19 protein-coding genes are annotated in these 22,202 nt (G+C 67.2%); 11 read left to right on the top strand and 8 right to left on the bottom strand.

Annotation, left to right across the window (positions count from 1 at the left end; translation table 11 throughout):
• Positions 1 to 24 precede the first annotated feature (24 nt).
• Positions 25 to 495 carry a hypothetical protein gene (locus tag G3N98_RS05895; protein WP_241025765.1) on the top strand — a complete coding sequence of 157 codons (471 nt, stop codon included), beginning with the start codon at positions 25 to 27 and terminating at the stop codon, positions 493 to 495.
• Positions 496 to 537: 42 nt separating this feature from the next.
• Here G3N98_RS05895 and G3N98_RS05890 read toward each other — a convergent pair whose 3' ends face one another.
• A complete protein-coding gene (locus G3N98_RS05890; protein WP_034186060.1) occupies positions 538 to 768 on the bottom strand; it encodes a hypothetical protein in 231 nt (76 codons plus the stop codon).
• Positions 769 to 929: 161 nt separating this feature from the next.
• Here G3N98_RS05890 and G3N98_RS05885 point away from each other — a divergent pair, with 161 nt between their 5' ends.
• Complete coding sequence (locus tag G3N98_RS05885; RefSeq protein ID WP_206147567.1) at positions 930 to 2,693, top strand: ATP-binding protein; 1,764 nt, start codon at positions 930 to 932, stop codon at positions 2,691 to 2,693.
• Positions 2,694 to 2,853: 160 nt separating this feature from the next.
• The gene (locus G3N98_RS05880) at positions 2,854 to 3,285 is read left to right on the top strand and encodes a YciI family protein (protein WP_206147566.1); all 432 of its coding nucleotides are present in this window, start codon (positions 2,854 to 2,856) and stop codon (positions 3,283 to 3,285) included.
• 69 nt (positions 3,286 to 3,354) lie between these two features.
• Here the strand turns inward: G3N98_RS05880 and G3N98_RS05875 are convergent, their stop codons facing one another.
• On the bottom strand, positions 3,355 to 3,951 hold the full coding sequence (locus G3N98_RS05875; protein WP_206147565.1) for a TetR/AcrR family transcriptional regulator: 597 nt from the start codon (positions 3,949 to 3,951) through the stop codon (positions 3,355 to 3,357).
• A 182-nt stretch (positions 3,952 to 4,133) separates the two neighbouring features.
• Between G3N98_RS05875 and G3N98_RS05870 the strand changes: the two genes are divergently transcribed.
• The 7 genes from G3N98_RS05870 to G3N98_RS05840 all read left to right on the top strand — a co-directional run bounded on the left by G3N98_RS05870 (position 4,134) and on the right by G3N98_RS05840 (position 10,027).
• Complete coding sequence (locus G3N98_RS05870; protein WP_206147564.1) at positions 4,134 to 4,904, top strand: alpha/beta hydrolase; 771 nt, start codon at positions 4,134 to 4,136, stop codon at positions 4,902 to 4,904.
• An 88-nt stretch (positions 4,905 to 4,992) separates the two neighbouring features.
• A complete protein-coding gene (locus tag G3N98_RS05865; protein WP_206147563.1) occupies positions 4,993 to 5,799 on the top strand; it encodes a DinB family protein in 807 nt (268 codons plus the stop codon).
• Positions 5,796 to 6,536, top strand: coding sequence for an alpha/beta fold hydrolase (locus G3N98_RS05860; protein WP_206147562.1), 741 nt, complete (start codon positions 5,796 to 5,798; stop codon positions 6,534 to 6,536). The genes G3N98_RS05865 and G3N98_RS05860 overlap by 4 nt, the downstream gene beginning before the upstream one ends.
• Before the next feature lie 110 nt (positions 6,537 to 6,646).
• Positions 6,647 to 7,525: an alpha/beta hydrolase family protein gene (locus G3N98_RS05855; RefSeq protein ID WP_206147561.1), complete on the top strand. Its 879-nt coding sequence runs from the start codon at positions 6,647 to 6,649 to the stop codon at positions 7,523 to 7,525.
• A gap of 95 nt (positions 7,526 to 7,620) precedes the next feature.
• Complete coding sequence (locus G3N98_RS05850; protein WP_206147560.1) at positions 7,621 to 8,514, top strand: LysR family transcriptional regulator; 894 nt, start codon at positions 7,621 to 7,623, stop codon at positions 8,512 to 8,514.
• A gap of 127 nt (positions 8,515 to 8,641) precedes the next feature.
• Entirely contained in the window at positions 8,642 to 8,968 is a 327-nt protein-coding gene (locus tag G3N98_RS05845; protein WP_039369463.1) for a carboxymuconolactone decarboxylase family protein, read from the top strand.
• Positions 8,969 to 9,019: 51 nt separating this feature from the next.
• Entirely contained in the window at positions 9,020 to 10,027 is a 1,008-nt protein-coding gene (locus G3N98_RS05840) for an aldo/keto reductase (RefSeq protein WP_206147559.1), read from the top strand.
• Positions 10,028 to 10,124: 97 nt separating this feature from the next.
• Here G3N98_RS05840 and G3N98_RS05835 read toward each other — a convergent pair whose 3' ends face one another.
• A complete protein-coding gene (locus tag G3N98_RS05835; protein ID WP_089429039.1) occupies positions 10,125 to 10,355 on the bottom strand; it encodes a hypothetical protein in 231 nt (76 codons plus the stop codon).
• Positions 10,356 to 10,562: 207 nt separating this feature from the next.
• Positions 10,563 to 11,462: a hypothetical protein gene (locus G3N98_RS05830; RefSeq protein WP_089426803.1), complete on the bottom strand. Its 900-nt coding sequence runs from the start codon at positions 11,460 to 11,462 to the stop codon at positions 10,563 to 10,565.
• Positions 11,463 to 11,541: 79 nt separating this feature from the next.
• On the opposite strand from G3N98_RS05830, the gene G3N98_RS05825 reads away from it, so the two are divergent.
• On the top strand, positions 11,542 to 11,880 hold the full coding sequence (locus tag G3N98_RS05825; protein ID WP_011354126.1) for a helix-turn-helix transcriptional regulator: 339 nt from the start codon (positions 11,542 to 11,544) through the stop codon (positions 11,878 to 11,880).
• Positions 11,881 to 12,126: 246 nt separating this feature from the next.
• Here G3N98_RS05825 and G3N98_RS05820 read toward each other — a convergent pair whose 3' ends face one another.
• The 4 genes from G3N98_RS05820 to G3N98_RS05805 form a co-directional block, all read right to left on the bottom strand.
• Complete coding sequence (locus tag G3N98_RS05820; protein ID WP_206147558.1) at positions 12,127 to 12,936, bottom strand: hypothetical protein; 810 nt, start codon at positions 12,934 to 12,936, stop codon at positions 12,127 to 12,129.
• 155 nt (positions 12,937 to 13,091) lie between these two features.
• Positions 13,092 to 13,385 carry a hypothetical protein gene (locus G3N98_RS05815; protein WP_206147557.1) on the bottom strand — a complete coding sequence of 98 codons (294 nt, stop codon included), beginning with the start codon at positions 13,383 to 13,385 and terminating at the stop codon, positions 13,092 to 13,094.
• 140 nt (positions 13,386 to 13,525) lie between these two features.
• Entirely contained in the window at positions 13,526 to 15,940 is a 2,415-nt protein-coding gene (gene pbpC / locus G3N98_RS05810) for a penicillin-binding protein 1C (protein WP_206147556.1), read from the bottom strand.
• 54 nt (positions 15,941 to 15,994) lie between these two features.
• Positions 15,995 to 21,997 carry an MG2 domain-containing protein gene (locus G3N98_RS05805; RefSeq protein WP_206147555.1) on the bottom strand — a complete coding sequence of 2,001 codons (6,003 nt, stop codon included), beginning with the start codon at positions 21,995 to 21,997 and terminating at the stop codon, positions 15,995 to 15,997.
• Positions 21,998 to 22,202: the final 205 nt, after the last annotated feature.

Raw genomic sequence — 22,202 nt, 5'->3', positions numbered from 1 at the left:
GTCCTGAGCGCCCGATCGAACCGGATGTTCACGATAGCCGGGACGGTGCGCAGCGCCGTGCCCGACTGCTGCGCGAAGCGGCCGGATTCGCGGCCGGACCGACGCTGCCGGACCGAGCCGAGGCACCGTGTCGCGCGCCTGCCCGGCACGGTGTCGACGCCCCGCTCCGGCGTCGAACTCGTGCCGATCTTCACGAAACACGTACATCAGTGGAATGGGTCAGTCGGGTACCTGCCGGCGTACAAGGCGCTGCTGTCGTCGGGCATCCTGATGCGCTTCGGCCGTGAAGCGACGGACGGCCCGCTGCCGGCGACCGTCGATTCGAGCCGGCGCCCGGACTACCTGCCCTCGCTCGCCTGCCTGGCCAGTGCGCTGTGCCCGATCCAGCCGCTCGATCTCGACCTCATCCTGCCGAGGCACGGCCCGGCCCTCACGCACGACATCCCGCGCGTGCTCGCCGGCGCGATCGCGCATTGCGAGGCCGCCGCCGCGTAAGGGGCGGAGGCGGCAATCCAGCGAGGGTGCAGCAGGGTCCGGTCAGGCGCCGGCGACGACGAACTCTTCGGCCGCCTTGCGCTGCACCGCGGCCATCACCGCCAGTTCGCGCTTGCTGCGCGTGTCGCCGGACACGACACCCGTCGCGTGCTTCGCCTTCGCACCCAGCGGGAAAAAGACAAACGACGCGCCGGCCGGAGCCGCCGGCTCGGCGCGCAGGCGTTTGTTCAGGATTTTCAGGTACTTCTTCTTCGAGACTTCCTTAGCAGCCATGGCGCCCTCCGCGTGAACGTGGTGAGGATCAGCATACCAGTTTTGACGACGGGCTCCGGAACGGCGCAGCGTCGCCGCACGAATCGATCTGCCCTAGAATGGAGCACGCTTTCGCGACTTGTCCCCCGCCCGAGACCGCATGTCCTCATCGGAGCGCTCCCATGCATGTCGAGTTGTTCGCGCAGCATCACGCTTGTACCGGCTGGCAGGGCGACATGGCCCGGCGCATCGCCGCATTCGACTGGGCCGCCACCGGGCTGGGCCCGCTCGACGGGTGGCCGGCCAGCCTCGTCACGGCCGTGCGCACGGTGCTCGCGTCGCCGCTGCCGCTGGTGATGCTGTGGGGCCGCCCCGGCTACATGATCTACAACGACGCGTATGCCGGGTTCGCCGGCGGGCGCCATCCGTATCTGCTCGGCAAGCCGGTCGAACTCGGCTGGCCCGAAGTCGCCGATTTCAACCGCAACGTGATGGACACCTGCCTCGCCGGCGGCACGCTGTCCTATCGCGACAAAGCCCTCGTGCTGCTGCGCAGCGGCCGCCCCGAAGACGTCTGGATGGATCTGCACTACAGCCCGATCCCCGACGACGACGGTGCACCGGGCGGCGTGCTCGCCGTCGTCGTCGAGACCACTGAACGCGTGCTCGCCACGCGCCACCGCGATCGCGCGGAAGCGGCGCTGCAGGCGTCCAATGCCCGGCTGCGCGACCTGACCGAGACGCTCGAGCAGCGCGTGACCGACGCGATCGCGGAGCGTGCGGCGATCGAGGAACAGTTGCGTCATGCACAGAAGATGGAAGCGATCGGCAACCTGACCGGCGGCATCGCGCACGACTTCAACAACGTGCTGCAGGTGATCAGCGGCAACCTGCAGATCCTCTCCGTCGAGCTCGGCGCCCATGCGGGCGCGCAACCCCGGATCGAGAACGCGAACAACGCCGTGCGGCGCGGGGCGAAACTGGCGTCGCACCTGCTCGCCTTCGCGCGCCGCCAGCCGCTCGCGCCGACGACGCTGAATCCGCGGCAACTGATCGTGGACATGAGCGAGATGCTGCGCCGCGCGCTCGGCGAAACGATCCGGATCGTCCCCGCACTGTCACCCGATGTCGGCAACGTGCTCGCCGACCGGCACCAGCTCGAAAACGCACTCCTGAACCTTGCGCTCAATGCGCGTGACGCGATGCGCGGCGACGGCACGCTGACGATCGCCGCCTACAACGTGCAGTCAGGCGATGCGTCGAACGCCGGCCGCGCGCCGACGCCACCCGGCGAATACGTGACGCTCGAGCTCGCCGACACGGGCACCGGCATGACGGCCGACGTGCTCGAGCGCGCGTTCGAACCGTTCTTCACGACCAAGCCGGATGGCGAAGGCACGGGGCTCGGGCTCAGCATGGTGTTCGGCTTCGTCAAGCAGAGCGGCGGCCATGTGTCGATCGACAGCACGCCGGGCCAGGGCACCACCGTGCGCCTCACGTTTCCGCGCTGCCACGGCGCGGCCGAGGAGCAGGCCCGCATGCCGCAGCACGACGCGGTGCGCGGCCACGAGACCATCCTCGTCGTCGAGGACGATGCGGACGTCCGCCTGACCGTGGTCGACATGCTCGCGCAGCTCGGCTACAAGGTCATCACGGCGTCCAGCGGCGAAGCCGCATTGCGCGTGCTCGACAGCGAGACGCCAATCGACCTGCTGTTTACCGACGTGATCATGCCCGGCCGCGTGAAGGGCGGCGAACTCGGACGCCGTGCCGCGCTGCGCAAGCCGCCGTTGCCCGTGCTGTTCACGTCCGGCTACACGCGAGACGAGATCTTCCATGCGGGACGGCTGGACCCCGGCGTGATGCTGCTCGGCAAGCCATACCGGCGCGACGAACTCGCCGCCCGGATCCGCAGCGCGCTCGATGCGGGCGCCGGCACGACATGACGGATTGCCGGCGCAACGCCGCACACGCCGTTCACCCCTGAGATTTTTTCCCTGCGATGTCGATTCGCGCCGCCGTCGCGCGTCGTGTTGTCGTAACCGCTCGTTTTGCCGTCGGAACGACCGGCGGCGCCCCCTCATTCTTGTTCAAGGAGAGTCCACCATGCGCGTCCTCGTCATCGTCAAGGCCACCACCGATTCCGAATCCGGCCGGATGCCCGACCCGGAAATGATCGCCGCGATGGGCCGGTTCAACGAAGAACTGGCGCAAGCCGGCATCCTGCTCGCCGCCGACGGGCTGCACCCGAGCAGGCGCGGCAAGCTCGTGCATTTTGCCGGCAAGAACCGCACCGTCAGCGACGGCCCGTTCGCCGAAACGAAGGAGCTGGTCGCCGGCTTCTGGCTGTGGCAGGTGAAATCGATGGACGAGGCAGTCGAATGGGTGAAGCGCTGCCCGAACCCGATGCCCGGCGACTCCGACATCGAGATTCGCCCGCTGTTCGAGGCGGAAGACTTCAGCCCGGCGTTCACGGAAGCATTGCAAGCGCAGAAAGCGAGGTCGAGCGCGCAGGCCGACGCCGGAAAACACGCGTAAATCGCGGCGGCGCCGGACGGTTTCGCCTCACCGCCGGACGCCGCTCCTACCCGCTGATGCGTGCGCGGCTCACCCGCGTTTGCGCGGCACCGCGAGCCGCTCGACCGCGCCGCCGGTCACGTCCCGGAACATCCCGGCATTGCCGTACGCCCGCGCGGCGAGCATCGCGCCGTAGACCAGCGACACGAACGTCGCGGCCTCGGTCTGCACCGATATGTCCGGCTGCACGACGCCATCTTTCACCCCCGCCTCGAGCACGCGCACCAGCCATGCGGCGAGGTCGTCGAAATGCGCCCTCACCGCCCGCGCGACCTCGTCGGGCAGCGCGGGCAGCTCCGCGCCGAGCATGCCGGCGACGCAGAACGGCGCGCTGTCGTCCGCGATGCAGCGTTCCCAGTAGCCGATGTACGCGCGCATCTGCACCAGCGCGTCGGCGCCGCTCGCGTCGAGCAGCGACATATCGGCATCGAAATTCGCCTGCGACTGCTGCAGCACCGCGACCGCCAGATCCGCCTTCGTCGGGAAATGGTGATGGATGCTCGCCTTCCGGATGTCGATCGCGTCGGCGATGTCGGCATAGCTGAACCCGCTGTAGCCGCGCCGCATGATCAGTTGCCGCCCGGCCTCGAGAATGCGGCCCGCCGTACTGTCCCCCGATACCGTCATATCTGCCTACCATCTAGTCGGATGAAAAACAGCGATAGTTTACTGCCCTGAGATAGTCTTTTCCAGCCGCAAATTCTCCTTGTCGACCACCCTACCTACTAGTAGGATGACTTCATCGACAGAACAAGACGCCTGTCGATATCCGACGGTTTCCCACCCTGTCTTCCTTCTGGAGAATGAAAATGAAGCGCTTTTCCCAACTTCGCCACATCGCCGCGGCACTCGCCGTTTCCGCCGCCGCATTCGGTTCGCACGCGGCCGTCGCCGCCCCCATCAAGAACGTCGTGCTGGTTCACGGCTACTTCGCCGACGGCTCGGGCTGGCAAGCCGTCTCGAACATCCTGACGCGCGACGGCTACAAGGTTTCCGTCGTTCAGCAACCGGAAACGTCGTTCGACGACGACGTGAAGGCAACCCGGCGTGTCGTCGACGCGCAGGACGGCCCGAGCATCCTCGTCGGCCACAGCTACGGCGGCGCGGTGATCACCGAAGCCGGCAACGACGACAAGGTCGCGGGCCTCGTCTACGTGGCCGCGTTCCAGCCCGACACCGGCGAAAGCCCGCTCGACCTGACCAAGAAGACGCCGCCCGCGACGAAGGCGATCAAGGCCACCGAAGACGGCCATCTGTATTTCGACGAAGCGTCGTTCCACGCCGACTTCGCGGCCGACGTGCCGGCCGCCGAAGCGAAATTCATGGCGATCTCGCAGGTGACGCCGGCCGCGCAGTCGTTCGGCGTGCCGATCACGCATGCCGCATGGCGGACCAAGCCGAGCTGGGCGGTGGTCGCCACGGCCGACCGCGCGATCAACCCCGAGCTCGAACGCTTCATGACGCAACGCGCCGGCAGCAAGACGATCGAGCTCAAGTCGAGCCACGTCGCGTACATCTCGCACCCGGCCGAAGTCGCGAAGCTGATCGAACAGGCAGCCAAGGGCGCAGGCAAGGAGTGAACCAACGTCTTGCCCGATTCCGCCTGTTGACGTCCCCTCGGCGAGTAACGTATCGTTTTGATACGTTACTCGCCGAAACCCTCCCGTCATGCATTCCCGCTTCGACCGTTTCCGCCTCACCGCGCTCGGCGCCCAGCTCGAAGCGCTGATCGCGCAACCCGAGCGTTACGTCGAATTCGCGGCGCTGTCGCGCGTGGGCGTCGCCGCGATCGGTGCGATCCAGCACGAGATCGCGCACAAATTCCCCGAAATCGAAACCGACACGACAGCCCGCCAGTTCTGCGGCGCGATGGTCGCGGAAGTCATGCGCCGTCACGGCCACGACGTCGTGCAGGCGCGCGGGCGGCTCGGCGGCACGCTGTTCAGCTATGGCGCGGTGTTCAGCGCGTATCCGCAACTGCTGCCTTTCACCGACGTCGTCGCCGCGCTGGCGCGCCTGCCCGATCGGCTCGCCGCGTATGCGGCGCACGTGCCGGCCGCGCTGTGGACACGCCGCCCCGACGGCACGGGCTTCTCGCTCGTCGAGCATGCATGCCACCTGCGCGATCTCGACGCGGTGTTCGCCGAGCGCATCGACGCCGTATGCACGCTCGACCTGCCCGTGATTGCATCCGTCGACGGCACCGCGCTCGCCGCGCAACGCGACTATCTCGCGCAACCGCTCGACGCTGCCGTCACGGCATTCCGCACGGGCCGCGCCGCGCTGTGTGCAACCGCGGCCGCGCTCGATTCCGCGCAACTCGCACGCTGCGGGCTGCGCGACGGCCTGCGCCGCATGTCGCTCGACGAACTCGTGCGCGAATTGCTCGACCACGACCGCACGCACGTGCTCGAACTCGACGAACTGCTCGCCGAACTCGAATTGCCACCCCTTCCTGCCGCGCCCGCTCCATGACCCAGCCCACGCCCGTCGTCTTCATCCACGGTTTCATCGGCACGCTCGACGTGCACGGGTGGAACGGCCCGCATCTCGCCCCCGACCTGCTCGGCTACGGCGCGCATCGCACGGTACCGTTCGACTTGATCACACTCGCCGCGCAGGTCGAGCACCTTCGGCATACCGTCGATACGCACTTCGGCGCGCAGCCGGTCGATGTCGTCGGCCACTCGGTCGGCGGCGCGATCGCGATGCTGTTCGCGCATGCGCACCCGGAATGTGTGCGGCGGATCGTCAACATCGAGGGCAACTTCACGCTCGACGATGCATTCTGGTCGGCGTCGGTCGGCCGCATGACGCCTGCCGAAGCCGACGCGATGCTCGACGGCCTGCGTGCCGATCCGCACGGCTGGCTGCGTGGCGCGATCGACGCGCCGTCGCCGGGCCTCGTCGACGACGCCCGCCGCTGGCTCGCGCATCAGCCGGCATCGACGTTGCGCGCGATGGGCCGCTCGGTGGTCGCGACGACGGGCGAACCGGGCTATCTGCAGACACTCGCGCAAGTGTTCGCGCGTCATCCGGTCTGGCTGATGGCCGGCGAACGCTCGCGCGCAGGCTGGCACGTGCCCGACCGGGCGCTCGCGCGCTGCGCCGGCTTCGACACGATCGAGCGCTGCGGGCACCTGATCCCGGCCGAGCAACCCGATGCGTTTCGCGCGGCGCTCGAGCGCATCGTGTCCGCGCCGCCCGCCTGACAACCCGTAGGATTCGCCGAAATATGGTTGAAAGGCGCGGTTGCTAGAGTCGTCCGAACAGGGTTTTCCCGGCGCCCGGCGCCGGATGGGGTCGACACATGCGAGGATCGATGTACCTGGCACGCGCCTTCTGGCTGCTTCTGCTGGTCGCCATTTCAGGCCCTGCTCTCGCCTTCCACGCGCGGGTCGTCGTGATTCCCAGCGCCGCGATGAAGGAGACGCTCAAGGCCACCGTCGTGCTGCCCGACGCCTATGCGCGCGGCACCCGCGACGGCGACCGCTATCCGGTCGTCTATCTGTTGCACGGCTCCGGCGGCGATCACACCGACTGGACGTCGAACACGCGCATCGCCGCGCTGGCCGACCGCTACCACGTGATCCTCGTGATGCCCGACGGCGGGCACGAGAGCTGGTACATCGACAGCCCGTTCGATTCGGGCAGCCGCTACGAAACCTTCATCGGCGACGAAGTCGTGTCGTACATCGACTTGCACTTCCGCACGATCGCCACGCAACGCGCCCGCGCGATCACCGGGCTCAGCATGGGCGGCTTCGGCGCGCTGCGCATCGCGCTCGACCGGCCCGACACGTTCGGCGCGGTCGGCAGCATCAGCGGCGCGGTCGATCCGCGCTGCTGCGCGGACGAGCCGGGCATCGACCACGTATTCGGCGACCCCGGCCGCCATCCGTCGTTCTGGGACCGCAACGTGATCGTCGCAAGCGCCGGCGCGTTCGTGCGGGCGCATCTCGACCTGACGATCGACTGCGGCCGCGACGACGCGTTCGTCGGCTCGAACCGCACGCTGCACGAACGGCTCGTCGCGCTCGGCGTGCCGCACGACTATGCGGAACGGCCGGGCGGCCATACGTGGGATTACTGGGCGAATGCGATCCGCTACCAGATGCGGTTCTTCGCGACGTCGTTCCAGCAGCGCGGCTATGCGTACCGTCCCGCGCCCCATGCGCCGGGCATGACCCGCGCGGGCTGACGCGCGCCGCATCGCGGCGTCACGACGCAGCGACACGACGCGGCCCGGCGAACCCGGTGGTACGATGCGCGGGCATCGACCACCCGACACCTTCCATGCCGCGCGACAACTTTGCGGATCTCCTCGCCTTCATCGCCGTCGCGCGCGAGCGCAGTTTCACGCGGGCGGCCGCGCAGCTCGGCGTCTCGCAATCCGCGCTCAGCCATACGATCCGCTCGCTCGAAACGCGCCTCGGCGTGCGGCTGCTCACGCGCACGACACGCAGCGTGGCGCCGACCGAAGCCGGCGAGCGCCTGCTGCTCAATCTCGCGCCGCGCTTCGACGAAATCGAGGCCGAACTGGCTGCGCTCGCGGAACTGCGCGACCAGCCCACGGGCACCGTGCGCATCAACGCGACCGACTTCGTGATCCGCACGCTGCTGTGGCCGAAGCTCGCGCCGGTCCTGCGCGACTATCGCGACCTGAAAGTCGAGTTCGTGAACGACTACGGGCTGTCCGACATCGTCGCGGAGCGCTTCGACGTCGGCGTGCGGCTCGGCGACCAGGTGGCGAAGGACATGATCGCCGTACGCATCTCGGCCGACATGAAGATGGCGATCGTCGGCGCGCCCGCGTATTTCGCGGAACGCGCGCGCCCCGTGTCGCCGCAGGATCTGGTCGCGCACGACTGCATCAACCTGCGCCTGCCGACGCATGGCGCGCTGTACGCGTGGGAGCTCGCACGCGGGGACGACATGCTGCAGGTGCGCGTCGACGGGCAGGTCACGTTCAACGGCACCTACGAAACACTCGATGCGGCGCTCGCGGGCTACGGGCTCGCCTACGTGCCCGCCGAACTCGCGGCGCCGCATGTCGACGCCGGCCGCCTCGACAGCGTGCTCGCCGACTGGTGCCCGACGTTCCCCGGTCATCACCTGTACTACGCGAGCCGGCGGCAGTCGTCGCGCGCGCTCGCGGTGATCGTCGAGGCGCTGCGCTATCGCGCATGAGCCTGCGCCGCCCATGCGCCGCGATTCATGAATCGGGTCGATAAGTGCATGCGGATTGACGGGGATTATCGATAGACGCATCGGTGGCTACCATCGACGGTGTTCCCCACTTTCCCCGGAGCCCTAGATGTCCGAACCGACTTCCGCCGCACGCAAAGCGTTCGGCGCCATCGCCCCCGCCCTCGCCGACTACACCGACAACGTGCTGTTCGGCGACGTGTGGCAGCGCCCCGGCCTGTCGCCGCGCGATCGCAGCCTCGTCACGGTCGCGAGCCTCGTGTCGCTGTATCGCGTCAACGAGCTGCCGTTCCACCTGAAGAAAGCGCTCGACAACGGCCTCACGCGCGACGAGCTGGTCGAAGCGATCACGCACCTCGCGTTCTACTCGGGCTGGCCGACCGCAAGCTCGGCGCTGACGATCGCGCAGCGCGTGTTCGACGAAGCCGGCGTGTAAGCGCAGCATCCCTACATTCAACCGGTGGGCACGCGCCCGCATGGAGCCTTCATGGATTACCGCTATCTCGGGCGCAGCGCGCTCAAGGTGTCGCCGCTGTGTCTCGGTGCAATGATGTTCGGCGGCGAAACCGACGAAGCGACATCGGCGCGCATCATCGACAAGGCGTTCGACCAGGGCATCAACTTCATCGACACGGCCGACGTCTATCACGCCGGCCGCTCGGAAGAAGTGGTCGGCCGCGCGATTGCGTCGCGTCGCGACAGCTGGGTCGTCGCGACGAAGTTCGGCTATCCGGCCGGGCCGGACGCAGGGCCGAACCGGCAGGGCCAGTCGCGCAAATGGATCGTCGAATCGGTCGACGCGAGCCTGAAGCGGCTCGGCACCGACTACATCGACATCCTCTATTTCCATCGCGCGCTGACCGATGCGCCGCTCGACGAAGGCATGCGCGCGATCGCCGACCTGATCCGGCAAGGCAAGGTGCGCTACTTCGGGCTGTCGAACTTCAAGGGCTGGCGCATCGCCGAGATCGCGCGGCTCGCGGACCAGCTCGGCATCGATCGCCCGGTCGCGAGCGAACCGCTGTACAACCTCGTCGATCGCACGGCCGAGGTCGAACAGCTTCCGGCCGCCGCGCACTACGGGATCGGCGTCGTGCCGTACAGCCCGCTCGCGCGCGGTGTATTGACTGGCAAATATGCAGTCGATGCGCAGCCGCCCGCCGATTCACGCGCGGGCCGCGGCGACCGTCGCATCCAGCAAACGGAATGGCGCCCCGAATCGTTGCACATCGCGCAGCAGGTGGCCGCGCATGCCGCCGCGCGCGGCACGACGTCGGTTGCGTTCGCGCTCGCATGGGTCATGAAGAACCGCATCGTCAGCTCGACGATCGCGGGGCCGCGCACCGAAGCACACTGGGACAGCTACGTCGATGCGCTGAAGCTCGAACTCGGCCCGGACGACGAACGGTTCGTCGATTCGCTCGTGCCGCCCGGGCATGCCTCGACGCACGGCTATACCGATCCCGGCTATCCGGTCGAAGGCCGCAAAGTTTGAAGTCGGAACGGGATGACTGAATGACATGCCGGGTGCGATACCCGGCAAGATGATGAAAGCGCGTCGCCCGACGCGCTTTCACGTTGATGCGGCTCGATCAGTTGTCGTGCGCTGTGTCGGCGCTGACGACGCGATCGAAAAATTCCTGCGCACGCGCCAGCTCGTCGAGCGCACGATCGAGGCGCGACATCGCAAGTGCGTATTCGGCCGACGAAACGTCGTCGTCGCTTTCGCCGCGCACGGCGCGAAACGCCTGATCGACGTTGCGCGTGGCTTCGACGAAGCGCTGCGCGGCCCGGGCTTCCCGCGAACAGATGTGGGTCGACATCGACACTTCTCCCTCAGGGTTGCAGTGTGAAGCACGCCGACGCTCAGTGTGCGTGGTGCGCATGTCGGCGGCGTGAACCACGACCCATCGAGTATCGACGCATCGGCCGCCGCGCAGCGCGCTTCGTGCCGATTGTCGCTCTGCGCTCGCCGCTCCGCTATGGCGAGATTGCAACAAATTCTTGCGCGATCTGCGTCGCGCGTTTCATCACGCGCGCCCGATACGGGGATGCGCAAGGCCCGCGAACGCGGCCGCTTCACCCGGCGACAGGTCGAACAGGTCGCCGGTGAGATCACGCGGATGCTCGGCCGCCGGCCGGTTGCGCAATCGCGCCGCGTGCGTGGGCGCAACATACGCGGCGGCTGTTTCGATCGGCGGCACATCGAACAGATCACGCGTGACACCGCGCACGGCGTCCGTCGGCGAACGGCCGCGCAAACGCGCGACGAGCTCGACGAAGCGATCGAAATCGCCCGCGCGCGTGGCCTTGTTCACTTCCGCGAGATCGCGTGCCTTCAGCACGCACGGTTGTGCGAGCCGCACGAAATACGGTGCTTCGAGTTCGACCGACAGCGCGAGCGGATAGCTCTTGCCCGTCTGCTCCTTCGCACGCCCGACGCAATCGACCACGGCCGCGCCCTGTGCGGCGCCAAGCGGCTGGCCGGTGCTCACGCTGCGCAGGTGATCGGGAAACACGCGCAATTGCGTGCCGACCGTCAGCGCGGTGGATGACGCGCACACGAGCGCGTAGTGCTGTTCGCGGCGCCGGCCCGACGGCAAGGTCGAGCGGCTGGCGATGAACGTGTGCGGCGGCAACGGCCGCACCTGCCCGCTCGCGTCGACCCATGCATTCCACAGGAGCATGTCTTTGCGCTCGCCTGCGCGCGGGCGCGATGCGACCGGCGAAAACAGCGCGAGCAGCGAGCCCGTGCGATGCGCGGCGACTTGCGCGCTGCTGCCGAGCGGCTGGTTGATGCCCCACAGAAAACGCCCGCCCCCAAGCCGGCGCTCCCATTCCTTGCGGAGCACGACGGTCGGCAAATCCTCGCCGGACTCGGTACCGATCTTGGTCCAGCAGAACGTGGGTGGGAGGTGTTTCAGTGTCATCAACTTTCTCGGGGATACAGCCTCGCTGGTGACAGCAAGCCCATTCAACAGCCGTAACTGTATAGGTATAATGCATCGCATGGAAGCCCCGGACCAAGATTTTCCCGTTCAAGACCTGTTGCGCCGCCTGATGGCAGATACACGCTCGTCCAGCGAAATTGCGCGACTCTCCGGGGTCAGCCAGCCGACCGTATCGCGCCTGAGGCTGTCGAACGGGCACCGGCTGCGCCGCAGCGCGCCATTCAATAAGCTATGCAGTTTCTATGGTGTCGATACCGGGCCGTCGCGCCGCCAGTACAACGACCTGCTGCGCGACGCGATCGTCGACGCGTGGGACGGGTCGGATGAGCACGGGCGCGCGCTGCTGGTCGTGATCCAGGGGTTGAAGGGGCTGCAGGCGAAGGCGGATGATGGGTGATGGGGTGGGCGGGGCGTTACGCGCCCGCGGCTACGGCTACGGCAAGCGCCGGAAGAGAAGAAGAAAAGGCGCGTTGGCGATTGCTATGGATGTAGCCCGACGCCCCGCAAGAGACATGCAGCATTCTTGAAATGCCGCCACTCGGCCGAACCCAGCATTGGCTTCGATGTGCGGCATCAGCAATCGAGGCAGGCTGAATCGGTGCTGCCAACCCGGCCTGCAAACCGGGCAAGTTGCGGTCTCTTGTCAATCGAGATACTTGCCGAAATACTGCTTCACGGCAGCTTCGTTGTATTTGTCCTCTCCGCGCCAGTGCTCCATGAAATGCCAATCGTGCCTGCCTCGCGAGGGCCTGTCGTAAGACGACGGCCGCAGAATATCAACGCACGCCAGAATTTCCATCAACACGCCGCGCTCGCTTTTCGACGATTTGATGACCGGCTCGAGGTTGTCCCTCAAAGCACTCGGGTAGTCATCTGGCTGGCTATGAGCAATCACTGACAGCATCGATTTGAGAATGTCGATGTCGGCCTGCGTGGGCTCGGAAATTTCTTCGCGCAGGAATTGCTGCAAATCGAACAAGGTATACATCCGGTCGCCGAGACGCACGCCGCCCCATTTGATGCGCTCGAAATTCAGTACGCTCAAGTCCACCGCCTCATACTCCCGGGATCCGTCGCAGACGCCGCAGCGATAGGCGGTGTGCGTGATGACACCGTTCGTGTACCCGTGTCCGCTCACCTTCGGTACGTATTCATGCGGCGGCGACAATCGTTGCGCGCACACGAAAGAAGCCAACGCCGAACGCCATTCCAGCCGCCGCGTCGAGAGGCTGCTTAAAAACGCCCTGGCTACGGCATCCTGCGCGACCTTCGGCAGAATTTCCTTGATTGCCGTAATGCTCTGGTCGTGCGTCAGCGTGACGGGGGCAAACATCACGCCTTGTTCCGTTGCATAGGCAAGATCGGCGTCGCTAATGTTCCTGTCCTTTCTGTCAACCCATCCCTTGCTGTTCCAGTAAGTTCTGACCAGGATGTTTCTTGCTTTCTTGTCCATAAGGCATCGCATAAGTGGACTGCATGGATCAGCAACGGCTTCCGAGGTTCCGATCTTGCCGATATCGGCGGACGATGACGTTCGACGCTCTCGTTATCGGGCCGGCAATCCACGCGCCGATGTCGAGCAACTGATTGCCGCCCAACGCCGCACACTCAGTCGACGCGATCGATACGTGTCACATGGCGCGACCATAGCGTTTCGAAATCTTCCAGCGTGATCTCTCTTCCATCGAATTCAGGATCGGCGTTGATCTCGACCAGCGACGGCACGGGAACCGTTCCAAGCTCCGTTCCATGCGACGACCTCGCATCGTCGGCAAATCCCACCCGGCCGTCGCGAAAGAATTCGAGCTTGCGCACCTCATAGCGATCCCGATCCAGCACCGAAACGAGCCGGACCGGCTCTGTCTCGAAAGCGTGCTTCCACGCGACGTCGATTGCAATCATTTCATTTCTCGTTGCACTGTTGTCGAACGATGAATCCGGCCGAATACCGACAGTCTGCCCCATGTCCGCGGAAATCCTCCAAGCACAGAAGAGGTCGACGCAGTCACCCGGCGGCAACCCGGGCGACAGCCACGCAACGCCTACTGCTCCAACCCCACCGCCAGCGGCCGCTGATCGCTGCGCCCGTGATCGTCAACCACCCGCACCGTATAACTGCCTGCCGTCCGCGGCTGCCAGAACAGCGCATCGCCCGGCACACCGCGCCCGACGAACGCATCGTTGACGAACCAGTACAGCGAATGCGCACTCGCATCGGCCGTGGCGTTGAACGCAATGCGCGTCTCCTCCGTACTCTTCACACGCATCGCATACGTACTCCCGCGCAGCGGCGACGTGATGCGCGGCGGATCGCCCTCGACCTGCCCCGCGTCGCGACAGTCCGCATTCTGCGGCGGCCGTCGGCGCGGAATGCCTGCCTGCACGAACACCTGCTGCAGATCCGACGGCCAGAACTCGAAGATCTCCGCATGCGTGCGCTTGCCGTCGTACGGCGGGCACGCGGCCTTCCCCGTCGCATCGTCGATCACGACCGGCCGGTGCACGGTACTCACGCGAATTGGCGACGTGCCCGGAATGAACCACGTCCAGCCCTGCTGCGGGCACCACTCGTTCGGCAAGTCGCCGCTCGCGAGGCAGATCCGCACGCGCTTCAGTTTCGACGGCACCGCGCGCGGCGGCTCGACGAGCGTGCGCTCGGCATTCAGCGCATCGACAACCTGAAAGAACAGCGGCGCGGCCGCATCGACGCCGACGAATGCCGTGTTGGTCGAGTTGTCGAAGTTGCCGACCCACACGACCAGCACGTACGGGCCGAACACGCCGGCCGTCCATGCATCGCGGAACGACCATGACGTGCCGGTCTTCCAGTAGACCGGCACACTCGACGGCTGCGCGCCGGTCGTCTCGTCGGGGCGCAGATGCTGGCGCAGCATGTCCATCGTCATGTAGCTCGCCTCGGCGCTCAGCAGCCGCTTGCCAGGCAGCGCGGGCTCGTCCGCGCGCAGCCGCAGCGGCCGGAACTCGCCGCGATTCGCGAGCATCGCGTAGAGCGCCGCGAGATCCTGCATCGTCACTTCGCCGCCGCCGAGCACCAGCGCGAGCCCGTAGTGCTGCGCGCTTGCGAGCCGCCGCACGCCGGCTTCCTGCAGGAAACGGTACAGATCGGGCGACTTGAGCTGCGACGCGACCCACACGGCCGGCACGTTGCGGCTGCGGTTCAGCGCATCGGTCGCGGTGATCGGCCCGAGGAAATGGCCGTCGAAATTCTCCGGCGCATACGGGCCGAACGCGGTCGGCACGTCGCGCAGCACGGTCTGCGGATGCAGCACGCCCTGGTCGAAACCGAGCGCATAGATGAACGGCTTGAGCGTCGATCCCGGCGAGCGCCGCGCGAGCGTGCCGTTCACCTGCCCGTCGATCGTGCGGTCGAAGAAGTTCGCGGAACCGACGAGCGCCTTCACGCCCATGTCGCGCGTATCGACGAGGATCGCCGCCGCGTTGCGCACGCCGCGCGTGTCGTTGCGCGCGACATAACGTGCGATCTGCCGTTCGAGCGTGTGCTGCAGGTCGAGATCGAGCGTCGTCACGAGCCGCGCGTCGGTGTCGCCGTCGTTCGCCGACGCGCTCGAGGTCGTACGCCACGCGCTGCGTGCGGCGAGTGCCTGGTCGACCGCGTGCGGTGCATCGAACGGAAGTGCGGACAATGACCGCATCGCAAGTGGCAACGCGAACAGCGGCTTGAACGACGCATCGCCCGGGTGCTTCGTCAGCCAGCGCGCATACAGCCGGTTGCGCGACACGGCCAGCGCGCGGTTGATTTCATCCTGCCCGCCGCGCACCCGTCGCGCCGGGTCCTGCGGAATCACCGCCAGCGCGAGCGCCTCGGGCAGCGTCAGCGCGTCGGGCATCCGGTCGAAATAGACGACGCTCGCGGTGCCCGCGCCTTCGACGTTGCGGCCGTACGGCGCATCGTTCAGATACGCTTCGAGGATCTGCCGTTTCGAATAGAACAGTTCGAGCTGCACCGCGCGCGCCACCTGCTCGAGCTTGCCGGCCGGCGTGCGCGTGTTCAGCCGCCACAGCGAGCGCGCGAGCTGCATCGTCAGCGTCGAGCCGCCCTGCGGATTGCCGCCGCGCACGTACGTGATCCACGCGCCGCGTGCGAGCCCGTACGGATTGAAGCCGGGATGCCACCAGAACCAGCGGTCCTCGTGCAGCATCACGGCTTCGACGAGCTGCGGCGACATCCGGTCGAGCGGCACCCACAGCCGGTAGCGATCGTCCTTCGCGAGCGTGAGCCGCAGCAAGCGGCCCTGTGCGTCGGTTACCGCGACCGACGACGGCTTCCAGTCGCGCAGCGGTGGATGCGGCCACAGCCGGCACGCGGCCAGCGCGCCGAACACGAGCAGCACGCCGGCGATCCAGTTCTGCCAGCGATGCAGCCAGCGGCCGGCGCCGTGCAGCACGCGCCGGCGCACCGAAACGTCGTCAGCCACGCGCGGGCGCTCCTCGCACCCGGCTCGGCCGGCAACGACGTTGCAGCTTCATCGTCATCGCACGCGCTCCACCGTCAGTGTCGATCCGCCGGGCGCCTGGGCCTGCAAGCGGCGGTCGTACATCGACTCGCCGTAGGCCGGCGGCGCGATGAAGCGGCCCGCATTGCTCGCCTTGATCCGGTAGACGAACTCGCGCACGTCGGTCGTCGCGGTGCCGTAGATCACCACGCGATCCTCGCGCACGTCCGCGAACTGCGGCTGCCACGTGGAACCCTTCACGCCGATCGGCGAACGCCACGGCGCATCGGCCACCGGCGCCGACGCGCGGCCGTCGCCGTTGCTGTCGCCCTCCTGCGTGTCGGTGACGGGCGGCGGCGCGATGACCGGATCGAAGCCGCCCGGCAACAGGTCGACGATCGCGAGGTTGCCGACGCTCGCCGAGCCCGTCGCACGGATCTTCAGGTGCACGTCGATCTCCTGGCCGACCGTGATCTTGTCGAGCGGCTTGCCGTCCGTGTCGGTGTAGTCGCGCACGATCTCCAGCCCGTTCTTGATCGCCTTCGTCGACGTGCCGCGGTCGTAGCCCGACTGGCTCGTGATCCACCATGCAGGCAGCGAGCTGCCGTTCACGAAGTCGACGCGTGACGCACCGGCCGACCACGTGCCCGAACGCACGAGATTCGCCTGGATCGACGACACGTCCTTCGGCGCGGCACCCGCGCGCACCTCGTCGATCGCGAGCTGGTCGAGCTGGCCCGCGCTCGACGCCGCATACGCATCGAGCGCGAGGATCGTCATCGCCGACGACAGCGTGTTGTAGCGGTTGTCGACGAGCGGCGCGGCGAGGTTGTCCATCGCGCGCGGCGACAGCTTGCGCACGCGGTCCGGGAAGTGCTTCGCGATCAGGTACAGCACGCTCGCGTCACGCGTCAGCGGATCGAGGTAGTAGCCGGTCACGTAGCCGCCGTCGGACGCGCGCTTGCGCTCGAGCAGCGCCTGCGGGCCCGCGATCAGCGCCGCGGCCTCCTTGTCCTGCTTCAGCAGCTGGTACGACGCGGCAAGCCATGCGGCTGCGAGATCGTTCTTCCAGTCGTTCGGATACGCATCCTGCAGCCGCTTCTGCACGGCCGCGAGGCTGTTGGTCGTCACGTTGCCCTGGCGCGTCAGCAGATACACCGCGTACGCGCGCTGCCGCAGCAGGTCGAGCGAACCGAGCGAATCGTTCGCCGCGAGCTTCTGCAGATACTGGTTGCCCGCGTCGAGCGTGTCCTTCGGCACCGCGATGCCGCGCTCACGCGCGTCGAGCAGCACGTGCATCGCGTACGCGGACACGAACGGATCGGCGTCCGGTGTGGCGCTCCACAGCCCGAACCCACCCTGTGCGTTCTGCCGGCCGCGCAGCACCCCGAGGAACTGCGTGATCGCCGCCGCGTTCGTCGCGTCGGCACCGGCGTCGGCCGCATGCATCGCGCTCGTCAGCGCCCGCACCGACAGCCACTTCGCCGCGAACACGCGCGGCACGGCCGCACTCACCAGTTGCTCGCTGCAGGTGTGCTCGAAGTTGACGAGATACGACGACAACCCTTCGGACAGCACGAGCGGCGCGGTGGAGATGCTCGCGTCGCGCGATGCATACGCGTCGTACATCGACCGCAGGTTCGGCACACTCGCCTTCTTGCCCGGATCGAGGCGTGCGATGTCGAGCTGCGTGCGGAACGCGGCGGCCGGCCGCACCGACACGTCGACGCGCTGCTGCGCGCCCTTCGCGCCATAACGCGCGCCGAACGACAGCGAGCCCGAGCCGAGCGTGTCGGTCGCCTTCACGCGGAACATCGCGACACCCTCGTGCTGCGGCGCGAGCGCGACGTTCTGCGTGGCCGGCCCGACCACCTGCAACTGCGGCCCCGTCTTCAGCGTGACCGCGACCGGCACCGGCTGGTTGCCGACACCCGTCAGGTTGTTCGCGACACCGACGCTGACGTCGGCCTCGTCACCCGGCGCGAGTGTCGTCGGCACGTTCGGCGACAGCACGAAATCGCCGCGCACCGTCGTCGCGCCTTCGAACGTACCGACCAGGTCCGGCGACACCGACACGGCCATCACGCGCAGCTTGCCGTTGAAGTAGTCGGGCACGGTGTAGCTCAGGCGCGTGTCGCCGTTCACGTCGACGATCCCCGACCAGTAGACGACCGGCTTGTCGCGCTTGCGCTTGAACGGGTTCAACTGGCGACCGATTGCATCGTCGGCGTCGCCGCCCGGCGCGGCCATCGCCATCAGCTTCTCGAAGTCCGGCAGGATCAGGTCGAGGATCTGCGACGTGCCGACTTCGAGCATCCGCTTGCGGAAGAAGAACTTCAGCGGATCGCCGAGCTTGTAGCGCGCGACCTGCAGGATGCCCTCGTCGACCGCGAACACCACGACCTTTGAAGGCTTCGCCGAATGCACTGTGAAGTTCACCGTGTCGCCGGGCTTCACGAGCGCCGGCGCATCGACCGACACCGCGTTGCGGCGCGCGTCGAGGTTCACCGAGAACGGCACGACGCCGTAGCTCAGCGGGCTCATGAAGATTTCATCGGACGACGGATCGCGAATGTACTGCACGTTGATGTAGCCGTTGCCCTCGAAGCCGGCCGGCACCGTGATGTGCTGGATCGAGCTCGTCGTGTCCGCATGGAACCACGCATGCGCATACACCTTGTCGCGCTCGATCGTGATCAGGCCGCTGCCCGCGTAAGGCGCGCGGATCGCGATCTCGACCTGCTCGCCCGGCTTGTAGTCGTGCTTCGCGAGCGTCACCTGCAGCTCCGCGTTGCGGTCGAGCGAGCGCGTGACGTTCGCGTCGCCCGTGACCGAATACTCGATCCGGTTCACCGCCGCGCCGGCCGCGTTGCGGATCACGAGCGCATAACTGCCCGGCTTGTCGGTGCGCAGCGTGAAGTCGAGCCCGGCCGCCGGAATCGCCAGCGGCTTGTCGTCGACCGGCACTTCCTTCAGCCGCGAATCGTATTTATATGCGCCGGAATCCTGCTTGGTCAGCACCGACACGTAACGCTCCTCGACGAGCTGCGCACGCAGGTCCTTCACGTCGATCGCTTTCGCGGTCGGATCGATCGCGACGAGCCGCACCGTGCGCGGGCTGCCGCGCTTCACGTAGCCGAGATCGTCGACCGACTTGTAGCCGACGAGCCAGTCGTTGTTCGACACGAGCGTCTGCGCGTTCGCGGCGACGTTGCGCCCGCCTTCCGCTTCATAGGCCTTCGCCTGGAAGTAGAGCTGGTAGGTCGCGTCCGCGTACTTGTCGAGATCGAGGTCGAACTCCGCATGGCCCTTGTCGTCGGTCGTGCCGTCCTGCAGCGTCGTCGTATAGCCCTCCTTCGCGCGGCGCGCGTCGAAGAAGTGATAGCCCTGCCAGCTGCGGAACGACGGCCACACCGGGCGCAGCGTCAGCGTCGCCGCGACGCGGCGCTTCTCCGCCGGCGTGCCGAACAGGTTCTGCGCATCGACGATGCCCTTCAGCCCCTTTGGCTTCACCCAGCCTTCGACGACCTGCTGCGACAGCTTCGCGTCGACCTTCATCCGGTCGGGCAGGAACTCCTTCACCTGCACCGTCGTGCTGCCGATCGGCTCCGCACCGGGCTGGCCGTCCTTGACGATATACAGGTTGACGGTCCACGTGCCGGTCGGCGCCGTTTCGGCCGTCGTATAGCCGAGCTCGGTGAAGCCGGTCGCATCGACCGTCACCGGCTTGCGCTCGACGGTGATCCCGCGCGGGTCGACGATCTCCGCCTGCAGCGGCACGCCGGCCGGGCTGCGCGCCCAGCTCGCGGCGCGCACGATCAGGCCGATGTGGAACGGATCGCCGGGCCGATACAGCCCGCGATCCGAGAACAGGTACGCGGACAGTTGCCCCTGGCCCGTCGCATTGCGCTCGCCGTCGACGTCGAAACGCGAGAAGTCGAGCTGGCGGTCGCGGCCGGCCACCGGCAGGAACGACAGGTCGGTGTCCTTCGTCACGACGTACAGCTGCGGCCGCTTCTCGCGGTCGAGCCCCTTGAATGCGGGGAAATGCACGATGCCGTCGGCGCTCGTGGTCTGCGTGAACAGCGCCTGGCCGTTCACCGCGAGCACCGATACGGTTGCGCCCGCAACCGGCTTGCCCGTGCGGATCGACTGGATGAATACGTCCTGGCTGCCGTCCAGCGCCTTCTTGACCAGCATCCCGAGATCGGTCACGACGATCAGGCGCGTGTCGCCGAGCGCGTTGTCGCTGTCGTCGCCGTTGCCGCTGCTGTCGCCCGAATCGGCGTTGTCCGACTGATCCTGGCCGCCGTCGCCGGACGATGCATCGCTGTCCTTCGCATCGTCGGCTTTCTTCTTCTCGGCCGCAGGGTCGTACTTCGTCAGGTGCAGCAGAAACACGCCGCGCTTGCCGCCCTTCAGGTACTGGCCGAGATCGATGCCTTCGTAATGCGCCTTGCCGGGGTCGCCGGCCGGGAACGCACGCGTCTGCACGAAGCGCTCGACGATGTGATCCTCGCTGAACGAATACGACAGCTCGGGCCGCGCATACGTGCCGTTGTTGAAGCTCACGAGATGCTGGAGCTGGTCGGGCAGCACGCGGCCGATCTCGACCTTCATCCCCGGCAGGTTGCGCGACACGACCGACAACCGCTTGCTGCCGCTCATCGAGAGCAGCGAGCCGTCAGCCATGAAGCGCAGCAGCTTCGGATAGTCGGGCACCGTGAACGCGGTCGTCACCGGCTCGGCGAGCAGGTAGCCGCCGGCCGATTTCAGGTCGCCCGCGAAACGCACGACGATGCGATCGCCCGGCGTCGCGTGGTACTTGAAGCTTTGCAGCGTCGCGTAGTCGTTCTCGGTCGGCACTGCGTCGAGCGGCAGCGGCTTCGACTGCTTCAGCACCGCGTCGCTGATGTCGGCCACGTTCCATTCGTAAGGCGGATCGTCGTCCGACTGATCGACACCCGGCTTGCGCTTCGGCAGCACCCACGCCCTGGCACGCGCAGCGAGATCGGCGCTGCGCACGCCGTCGGATGCCTCCGCGACGAGCACCTGCTCGGGCTCGAAGCGCTCGTTGTCGACGAGCGTCGGCGCGAAGTTGGCGATCGACAGGCTGTAGAGCCCCGGCACGGCGACCGACGCATGCAGCACGTCCGGCGTGCCGTTGCCGCCGCGCGAACTCTTCACGCCCTTGTCGACGTCGAGCCGTGCCACCAGCGGATCGCGCGGGATCTCGAGCGACTGCGAGCGGACCCATGCGCTCGTCTTCATCTTGTCGTAACTGACGGTGTAGCGCAGCGGGGTCGTATTCTTGCCGTCGCGGCCGACCAGCACGAGGCCGACGCGCTTCTCGAACTCGGCGGGATCGACCGGGTAGTTGAAGCGCAACTGCAGCAGCGCCTGCTTCTCCGCCGGATTGTCGGGGTTCTGGTAGAACTCGTTGCTGCCGACTGTCGCGGCGAACGCCGGCAGGTCGAAAGCGAAACGGTCGTCGTGCATCAGCACCTGCGGCGCGAACACCCGGTGCACCGCGAAGCGCACCTCGACGTGCGCGCCGACCGGCCAGTCGGCCGCCGGCGTGAAGCGCAGCGTCTTGTCGTCGGCCCACTCCCAGGCACCCTTCAGCGCGGGCGTCATCTCGATGCCGTCGCCGGCCGGCTTGCCGACCTGTTCGATCGGCGCCGCCGATTGCGCGAACACGACTTCGAGCGGATGCACGGTGATCTTCGGCTTGTCGGTGTCGTCCACCTCGTAGGTGGTGATGGCCGGCGCCTTCACGGTGAAGCTGACGGTCGCGGGCTCGGGCGGCTTCGGGCGATGCTTGAACCAGTAGCCGCCGTAGCCGAGCGCAGCCGCGAGCAGCACGAGGCCGCCGGCATGCCACGGGCGGCGGCGCACGGCCGCGGCGGTCACGCCCATCCACGCGGGCGCCGTCCACGACACGTCGCCGACCAGCGGCCGCAGCGCGCAGCCGAGCAGCCACCAGACGAAGCCCGCCACGCGAATCGGCAGGAGCAGCAGGAAACGCAGCAAATCCATTGTTATTTCCTTGTCAAGGACATGCTGCCGGGTGCGGCAACCTTCCCCGAATTGTTATGGGTCTGTGACGGCGCGGCCCGGTTGCGCCGTAATTGCTTGGTATGTTCGACCGGATGCTGGGCGCCATTATCGATCAGACCCGAAACGATGGAAATATCGGTGTGCCGGCGCGCAACGCCGCCGGATGACCGGCCGGTCGGGCGGA

It is taken from the genome of Burkholderia sp. Tr-20390 (assembly GCF_017104595.1).
Classification (GTDB): domain Bacteria; phylum Pseudomonadota; class Gammaproteobacteria; order Burkholderiales; family Burkholderiaceae; genus Burkholderia.
Note: the sequence above shows the minus strand (reverse complement) of the source record. Positions and strands in the feature narration are given on the sequence as shown.

Bases quoted from the DNA above. Each gene is read 5' to 3' on its own strand.
- G3N98_RS05880 (WP_206147566.1), top strand. From the start codon at position 2,854: ATGCGCGTCCTCGTCATCGTCAAGGCCACCACCGATTCCGAATCCGGC.
- G3N98_RS05895 (WP_241025765.1), top strand. From the start codon at position 25: ATGTTCACGATAGCCGGGACGGTGCGCAGCGCCGTGCCCGACTGCTGC.
- G3N98_RS05840 (WP_206147559.1), top strand. From the start codon at position 9,020: ATGGATTACCGCTATCTCGGGCGCAGCGCGCTCAAGGTGTCGCCGCTG.
- G3N98_RS05845 (WP_039369463.1), top strand. From the start codon at position 8,642: ATGTCCGAACCGACTTCCGCCGCACGCAAAGCGTTCGGCGCCATCGCC.
- G3N98_RS05875 (WP_206147565.1), bottom strand. From the start codon at position 3,951: ATGACGGTATCGGGGGACAGTACGGCGGGCCGCATTCTCGAGGCCGGG.
- G3N98_RS05855 (WP_206147561.1), top strand. From the start codon at position 6,647: ATGTACCTGGCACGCGCCTTCTGGCTGCTTCTGCTGGTCGCCATTTCA.
- G3N98_RS05870 (WP_206147564.1), top strand. From the start codon at position 4,134: ATGAAGCGCTTTTCCCAACTTCGCCACATCGCCGCGGCACTCGCCGTT.
- G3N98_RS05890 (WP_034186060.1), bottom strand. From the start codon at position 768: ATGGCTGCTAAGGAAGTCTCGAAGAAGAAGTACCTGAAAATCCTGAAC.
- G3N98_RS05825 (WP_011354126.1), top strand. From the start codon at position 11,542: ATGGAAGCCCCGGACCAAGATTTTCCCGTTCAAGACCTGTTGCGCCGC.
- G3N98_RS05805 (WP_206147555.1), bottom strand. From the start codon at position 21,997: ATGGATTTGCTGCGTTTCCTGCTGCTCCTGCCGATTCGCGTGGCGGGC.
- G3N98_RS05815 (WP_206147557.1), bottom strand. From the start codon at position 13,385: ATGATTGCAATCGACGTCGCGTGGAAGCACGCTTTCGAGACAGAGCCG.
- G3N98_RS05860 (WP_206147562.1), top strand. From the start codon at position 5,796: ATGACCCAGCCCACGCCCGTCGTCTTCATCCACGGTTTCATCGGCACG.
- G3N98_RS05865 (WP_206147563.1), top strand. From the start codon at position 4,993: ATGCATTCCCGCTTCGACCGTTTCCGCCTCACCGCGCTCGGCGCCCAG.
- G3N98_RS05885 (WP_206147567.1), top strand. From the start codon at position 930: ATGCATGTCGAGTTGTTCGCGCAGCATCACGCTTGTACCGGCTGGCAG.
- G3N98_RS05850 (WP_206147560.1), top strand. From the start codon at position 7,621: ATGCCGCGCGACAACTTTGCGGATCTCCTCGCCTTCATCGCCGTCGCG.
- G3N98_RS05820 (WP_206147558.1), bottom strand. From the start codon at position 12,936: ATGGACAAGAAAGCAAGAAACATCCTGGTCAGAACTTACTGGAACAGC.
- G3N98_RS05835 (WP_089429039.1), bottom strand. From the start codon at position 10,355: ATGTCGACCCACATCTGTTCGCGGGAAGCCCGGGCCGCGCAGCGCTTC.
- G3N98_RS05830 (WP_089426803.1), bottom strand. From the start codon at position 11,462: ATGACACTGAAACACCTCCCACCCACGTTCTGCTGGACCAAGATCGGT.